We start from the raw sequence: 6,756 nt of genomic DNA, 5'->3' as shown, positions 1-6,756 counted from the left end.
TCGCGGCGCGCGAGGCCGAGCACGAGCGCGACCGACACGAGCGCGCCCGCGAATGCCGACGCATCGATAAGCCACCACGCGCCGCCCGCGATCATCGCGACGAGCGCGAAGCCGGCCGCGCCGCCCGATACCCCGAGCACGTATGGCTCCGCGAGCGGATTGCGCAGCAGCACCTGCAGCAGCGCGCCTGCAAGCGCCAGCAGCGCGCCGCATGCGAAGCCCGCCAGCGCGCGCGGCAGGCGCAGCGTGCGGACGATATCGGCGAACAGCTGAGCGCCGCCCGCCACATCGCCGCCACCGTGCGGAACGAGCGACGCGAGTGCCTGCATCGGCGACATCGGCACGCTGCCGATCGTCAGCGACGCGACGAACAGCGCGGCGACCACGGCCGCGAGCGCGGCCCAGATCGTGGCGGCGCGCGACGCGCTCATGCGGCACACCATCCTGCGCGTGCCGGCCGCTTACTGCTGCTGCCAGCCGAGCGTGACATAGGCGCCGCGCCGCGGGGTGTTGTATGCGTAGGCAAGCTCGTAGTCCTTGTCGAAGAGGTTGTCGATGCGCGCGCTGACATACCACGCCTTCGTGATGTTGTAGCGCGCGGACAGGTTGACGAGCCCGTAGCCGCCGAGCCGTCCGCCGCCCGAATCGTCGCGCGCGCCACTGACGAGCCACTCGCCGCCGACGCGCACCGCGCCGAACGCACGGCTCGCCGTCGCCGACGCGAACCGCCGTGCGCGCCGGTCCAGGTCCTGATTCTGCGTTTCGTCGATCGGGTTCTGCAAGGTGGCGGCAACCCGCACGTCGGTCTTGCCGACATGCCCCTGCCACGACGCCTCGAGCCCCTGCACCTTCGCGCGGCCGACGTTCTGCGCGACATAGAAGAAGCTGTCCGCGGCGGGGCGATAGTCGATCAGGTTCGCATAACGTGTCTGGAACGCGGTGACGCGCACGACGCCCAACGCATCGGACGCATACTGCACCGCGGCCTCGACCGAATGGCTGCGCTCGGGCTGGATCGACGGATTGCCGGCGATCGGGTAATAGAGATCATTGAAGCTCGGCGCGCGGAATGCGCTCGAATAGCTCGCAGTGACTTTCCACCGATCGGTGACGTCAAGGCCGTAACCGAGATAGTACGAGTTCGCGCCGCCGAAATCCGAATACTGGTCGCGCCGCAGGTTCGCCTGGAACTGCTGGCGGCCGAATCGCGCCGTGTAGCCGAGCCAGCCGGAATTCACGTGACGCTGCGGCGCCGAATACACGTTCGACATGAACTGCTGGTCGAGCCGCTCGTAGCCGGCCTGGATCATCTGGTCGGGTGCGATCCGGAAATCGTTCTGCCACGTGTACTGCCGGTTGTCGCTGTTGAAGTGGTCGGTGTACACACCGTTCAGCTCCGACTGGCTGCGATCGTTGCCGGTGGCAACGCTGACATGCGTCGTCCACCAGTCGAGCAGCTTGCCGTTCGCGTACACGCGCGCCTGCTGTACGCGCGAATACAGGTTGTTCAGGTCGGTCGGCGCGCCGAACGCGTTGTCGTAGCTGTTGTTGCCGTTCGACTGGAAGTAGCTGACGCCCGCGTCCCAACGCGCATTGAAGCGATGCCGCAGCGATGCCGTGACGCTCTCGTTCAGATAGCCGTTCGCGTTCGGGTTCGCATTCGGCTGCTTCGCGGGATCGAGCGCGGAAAAACCGTTGTCCTTCTCGCGCGCGACCGACAGGCTGAAGGTCGTGTTGCCTTCGCTGTCGAGCCGGCCCGACACGCCCGCCTGCTGCGTCTGCGTGCCATAGCTGCCGAGGCCGACCGCGAAATTGAAACGCGGCGGATGATTGCCACCGTCCTTCGTGAACACCTGCACGACGCCGCCGATCGCGCCCGAGCCGTACAGCGACGACACGTTGCCGTTCACGATCTCGACGCGCTCGATCTGGTCGAGCGGCAACTGGCTCAGTTGCGCGGCGCCGAGGCTCGCCGAATCGACCCGCACGCCGTCGATCAGCACGAGCGACTGCGTCGATTGCGCGCCGCGCAGGAACAGCGTCGCGGTCGCGCCCGGGCCGCCGTTGCGCACGATCTGCGCACCCGGCGCGAACGCGAGCAGCGTCGGCAGATCGGCGCCCGGATGTGCAGCGATGTCCTGCGTGTCGAACACGGTCGTTTGCGGAATCGCGTCGGCGAGGGCTTGCGGCGCACGTTGCGCGGTGACGACGACCGGCACGAGCAGCGACGCTTCGGTGTTCTGTTCGGCGGGTGCGGCAGCGGGCACAACGGCGGACACAACAGCGGGCGAGGCGGCAGACGCAACAGCAGGCGCGGCGGGATCGGCAGCGGCCGTCTGCGCCGCAGCGGCGAGCGGCAACCCGCATAGCGCGCCGAGCGCGGTGCGGGCGATTGGGGTCAGCATCGAAGATAGTCCTGTGAACGGCTGCGCGCCCCGCTTCCCCGCAGGCCGCGCGTCATGAAGCCCGCGTACGGGCTCCCCGCCTCGGCCGGTATCCGGGCTGGCGGCACACCGGCTCGCCTTCCCGCGCGATTCACGCGCAGTGGCCTGCGCCCGCGTACGAACCGCACACATTGAGCGCACCCGAGCCGGCCTGCATCGTCCGATGCGGCCGCTTACCGTTGCGGGGGCAGCGCAGGTTGGCTGCTCCTGGCGGAGCCGGCGCCCTGCTTCCCGTTTAACCGCGCGTCGTACGCGCGAGCACCGAGGCGGCGCCAGTTTAGGAGCCGGCCGCGGGAGCGTCAAGAAAGCGGCCCGCACGCATGCGAAATCGCGTCCGTTTCGCCAATTCGCGGCAAGAAGCCGGGGTGTTACGACTGGAAACGTTACAGATGTCGGAATGCGCGCTATTCCGCGCTAAAATGCTGGGTCTTTAGAGGACGCAGCAGATGCTCAACGAACTCGAAACCCTATCTCAAAATATTGGCCGGCTGATTGCACTGAACCAGCGCTATCACTCGGAACGGCTCGTGCTCGAAGAGCAGGTCGCACAACTACGCGCCGAAGCGGACACGGTGCGCACCGAGCTCGCGCAGCTGCGCGAGGAACGCAATGCGCTCGCAGAGGAACGCGACACGCTGTCGGCGAAGATCGACGACGCGCAGGTGAAGCTGAACGCGATTCTCGAAAAACTGCCGCGCACGAAGAGCACGGCAGAAGCCGACAACCAGCTCGACCTGCTGGATGCGCAGGCGCGCACCGATAGCGACGACGCGGCCAGCCACGGAGAACACGCATGAGCACCAAGCAGATCGAAGTCTCGATTCTCGGTCAGGCCTATCGGCTCGCCTGTTCGGCCGAGACCGAAGCGGCGCTGCTCGAGGCCGTCGCGCGCGTCGACGCGGAAATGTCGAAGATCCGCTCGAACAGCTCGGTGCGCGGCACCGATCGCATCGCGGTGATGGCGGCGCTGTCGATCGCGTCGGAGTTGCTGCGGCTGCAGACGAGCGTGCGTCACGGTGAAGCATTTCCCGCGGAGGAAATCCGGCGTACAATGCGCCAGATGAACGAAAAGCTCGGTGCGGTGCTCGCACAGCACGAGACGCAGTAACCTCGAATCGATGCGTCGATTCCGCTTGATCTCCGCGGTCAACGGTGGTCAAATTGGACGCATAGATTCACAGTTCAGTCAGCTTCCCTGCCTGGTTCGCCAAGGTCATATATTCCTTGAACCAATGCCATGTGCACGGTTGCGGAAATTTGTAGCACGGGCGCGCGCGTCACTCTGTCTGATGTACCCGAAGTGCTGCTAACTGCGACCAATTCTGAACCCTGGTTCAGGATGCCGGCCTAGCGGCTAAGGCGGGGGCCTATCTAACGGCATCGGGCTCGTCCCGATGCCGTTTCCTTTTCCAGGGCCTGTTTGCCTCTTTCTGCATCGATCACGATCCATGCAATACTGGCTGATGAAGTCCGAACCGGACGAAGCGAGCATCGACGATCTCGCGAGCGCGCCGCAGCGCACGCTGCCCTGGACCGGCGTGCGCAACTATCAGGCGCGCAATTTCATGCGCGACACGATGAAGATCGGCGATGGCGTGCTGTTCTATCACTCGAGCTGCCCCGAGCCGGGCATCGCGGGTCTCGCCGAAGTGTCGTCGACGCCCTACCCCGATCCCACGCAGTTCGATCCGAAGAGCCCCTATTACGATCCGAAGTCGACGCAGGAAACGCCGCGCTGGCTGCTCGTCGATGTCCGCTTCGTGAAGAAGTCGCCGCTCGTTTCACTCGCGGCGCTGCGCGAACACGACGAACTCGCGGACATGCGCGTGCTTGCGAAAGGCAACCGGCTGTCGATCACGCCCGTCACGCGCGCCGAATGGCGCTTCATCACCGAACGGCTGATGGCGTAAGCGCGCGCGTGCAAAGGTCAAATTCGGTCAGCACGCACGCGCCGTCCGGAACTCGCCGGTCCATCGCCCGGACTAAGCAACCGCGACCGGCCGATCCGGCCGGCTGTCGTTCTTCCCTCGCGCGGTCCGCCCGCGTCGCGCACGCGTGATCCGCGTGCGCCCCATAAGGAGTCCAACAATGACGAAGAAATCCGCACTCGCGCTGTCGCTGATGCTTGCCACCGCCGTGCCCGCCGCGCTGGCCCTCGCGCCGGCAGCCGCACAGGCCCAGTCCGTCAACCCGCACTTCCCGCAGCCGTCGGGCGTGCTGTCGCTGTCGTCGCAGGCCAGCAGCGAAGTGCCGCAGGACGTGATCCACATCACGCTGTTCTATGAAGAGCAGGCGAAAGATCCGGGCAGCCTGACGTCCAAGCTGAACCAGCGCGCCGACGCCGCGCTCGCGCAGACGAAGAGCGTCGCCGGCGTAACCGCGCATACGGGCGCATTCTCCGTTTATCCGAGCACCGACCGCGACGGCAAGATCTCCGCATGGCGCGGCCGTACGGAAGTCGTGCTCGAGTCGCGCGACTTCGCTGCGGCATCGAAGCTCGCGGGCCAGTTGTCGAACCTGATGCAGGTGGCGAACGTCGAGTTCACGTTGTCGCCGGAAGCGCAGCGTGCGGCCGAGGAGAAGCTCACGACCGAAGCGATCAAGTCGTTCCGCACGCGCGCGGACGAAGCCGCGAAGGCATTCGGCTACAACGGCTATACGATTCGCGACGTGAATGTCGGCAGCGGCCGCAACGTGCAACCGTATCCGCGCGTGATGGCGATGGCCGCGCCTGCGATGGACAGCGCGAAGATGAGCGCGCCGATCGCAGTCGAAGGCGGCAAGGCGACCGTGTCGGTGACGGTCAACGGCTCGGTGCAGATGAAGTAACGCGCGACGTCTGCCCGCCAGATGCGAAAACGCCGGCCCTGGGCCGGCGTTTTTCGTTGCTGCGTCATTCAGTTGAACGCATCATGCGGTGGCCGCGGTCGCGCGGCGCCGATACGCCCAGATCATCATCGCGATGCCCGCGATGATCATCGGCAACGACAGCCACTGCCCCATCGACAGGCCGAGCGCGAGCAGCCCGAGGAAATCGTCCGGCTCGCGCGCGAACTCGACGGTGAAGCGTGCGAGGCCATAGCCGATCAGGAACAGCGCGGACACCGCGCCCATCGGACGCGACTTGCGCGCGAACAGGAACAGCGCGAAGAACAGCACGATGCCTTCGAGCGCGATCTCGTAGAGCTGCGACGGATGGCGCGGCAGCATCTGGTATTGCAGGAACACGTCGTTCAGGTGCCACTTCGCGGCGAGTTCCGGATGCGCGCCGAGCCACGCCGCATCGTCGCGCGATGCGCCCGGGAACAGCATCGCCCACGGCTCGTTCGGAGCGGTCACGCGCCCCCACAGTTCGCCGTTGATGAAGTTGCCGAGCCGGCCCGCCGCGAGACCCGTCGGCACCATCGGCGCGACGAAATCGGTGACCTGCAGCCAGTGACGCTTGCGCTGCCACGCAAACAGCATCATCGCGAGCGTCACGCCGAGGAAGCCGCCGTGAAACGACATCCCGCCTTCCCACACCTTGAAGATGTCGAGCGGATGCGAGAAGTAGAAGCTCGCCTTGTAGAACAGCACGTAGCCGAGCCGGCCGCCGAGCACGGTGCCAAGGACACCGTAGAACATCATGTCGTCGATGTCCTTTGCGGTCCAGCCCTGCGAAGCGACATGCGGCAGCTTCAGGCGGACCCGGCCGACGACGATCGCGGCGATGAAGCCGACGAGATACATGAGGCCGTACCAGCGCACGGCGAGCGGCCCGAGATGGATCGCGACAGGGTCGAAATTCGGGTGAATGATCATGGGTTAGCGGTGAAGGTTTCGAATTCGCTGCGACGGCGCGTGAAACGTGCCGCGCATTGGACGACGCCGGCGCGCGATCGTTCGCGTCACGCGCGGACGATCGCCTGCGCGCGCACGATGTCGATGAAGCCGGCCAGCACGGGGCTGACGTCGCCCGTGCGCCACACGAGGCCCGTCTCGACGACAGGCGCGCCGTCCGCGAGCGGCCGGTAGACCACGCCGGTGCGCCGCAGGTTACGCAGCGACTGCGGCACCAGTGCGACACCCATGCCGGCCGACACGAGGCTCACGATCGTCTGCATCTGGATCGCTTCCTGGCCGATGCGCGGGGTCACCCCCGCCGCGCCGTAGCAGCCCGTAATGATGTCATAAAAGCCGGGCGCCAAACGGCGCGGGAAGATTACGAGCGGCAGCGCGGCGACGTCCGCGAGCCGCACCGGCGCGTCCTCGGGTGCGTCCGAGGCCGCCGCCGGCATCGCCAGCACGAGCGGCTCGCGCGCGACCGGCAGGG

8 protein-coding genes, 1 other RNA gene and 1 riboswitch are annotated in these 6,756 nt (G+C 66.5%); of the genes, 5 read left to right on the top strand and 4 right to left on the bottom strand.

The genetic code is table 11. The features are described 5' to 3' along the window. Both G3N94_RS38630 and G3N94_RS38625 read right to left on the bottom strand, forming a co-directional pair. The coding region (locus G3N94_RS38630) for an iron chelate uptake ABC transporter family permease subunit (protein WP_241022321.1) at nt 1-443 on the bottom strand (443 nt) is incomplete at its 3' end. Nucleotides 444-461: 18 nt separating this feature from the next. After that, nucleotides 462-2,405: a TonB-dependent receptor gene (locus G3N94_RS38625; RefSeq protein ID WP_205799463.1), complete on the bottom strand. Its 1,944-nt coding sequence runs from the start codon at nt 2,403-2,405 to the stop codon at nt 462-464. A gap of 65 nt (nt 2,406-2,470) precedes the next feature. Then, nucleotides 2,471-2,725: riboswitch (cobalamin riboswitch) on the bottom strand. A 165-nt stretch (nt 2,726-2,890) separates the two neighbouring features. Here G3N94_RS38625 and G3N94_RS38620 point away from each other — a divergent pair. The 5 genes from G3N94_RS38620 (at nt 2,891) to G3N94_RS38600 (ending at nt 5,273) form a co-directional block, all read left to right on the top strand. Continuing rightward, nucleotides 2,891-3,241, top strand: a complete 351-nt coding sequence (locus tag G3N94_RS38620) for an ATPase (protein ID WP_205799462.1) — start codon at nt 2,891-2,893, stop codon at nt 3,239-3,241. Continuing rightward, the gene (locus G3N94_RS38615) at nt 3,238-3,552 is read left to right on the top strand and encodes a cell division protein ZapA (protein WP_205799461.1); all 315 of its coding nucleotides are present in this window, start codon (nt 3,238-3,240) and stop codon (nt 3,550-3,552) included. Before G3N94_RS38620 ends, G3N94_RS38615 begins: the two co-directional genes overlap by 4 nt. A gap of 81 nt (nt 3,553-3,633) precedes the next feature. Beyond that, nucleotides 3,634-3,814, top strand: a non-coding RNA gene (ssrS, locus tag G3N94_RS38610) — 6S RNA. 78 nt (nt 3,815-3,892) lie between these two features. Beyond that, nucleotides 3,893-4,354 carry an EVE domain-containing protein gene (locus tag G3N94_RS38605; protein ID WP_205799460.1) on the top strand — a complete coding sequence of 154 codons (462 nt, stop codon included), beginning with the start codon at nt 3,893-3,895 and terminating at the stop codon, nt 4,352-4,354. A 178-nt stretch (nt 4,355-4,532) separates the two neighbouring features. Further along, entirely contained in the window at nt 4,533-5,273 is a 741-nt protein-coding gene (locus G3N94_RS38600; RefSeq protein ID WP_205799459.1) for an SIMPL domain-containing protein, read from the top strand. A gap of 81 nt (nt 5,274-5,354) precedes the next feature. Here the strand turns inward: G3N94_RS38600 and lgt are convergent, their stop codons facing one another. Then, nucleotides 5,355-6,245 carry a prolipoprotein diacylglyceryl transferase gene (lgt, locus tag G3N94_RS38595; protein WP_205799458.1) on the bottom strand — a complete coding sequence of 297 codons (891 nt, stop codon included), beginning with the start codon at nt 6,243-6,245 and terminating at the stop codon, nt 5,355-5,357. Between the two features lie 86 nt (nt 6,246-6,331). Further along, nucleotides 6,332-6,756: LysR substrate-binding domain-containing protein (locus G3N94_RS38590; RefSeq protein WP_241022320.1), on the bottom strand; the 425-nt coding region annotated here is incomplete at its 5' end.

Source organism: Burkholderia sp. Ac-20353, from assembly GCF_017104785.1.
Classification (GTDB): domain Bacteria; phylum Pseudomonadota; class Gammaproteobacteria; order Burkholderiales; family Burkholderiaceae; genus Burkholderia.
The sequence above is the reverse complement of the archived record's forward strand: the minus strand, read 5'-3'. Positions and strand labels throughout refer to the sequence as shown.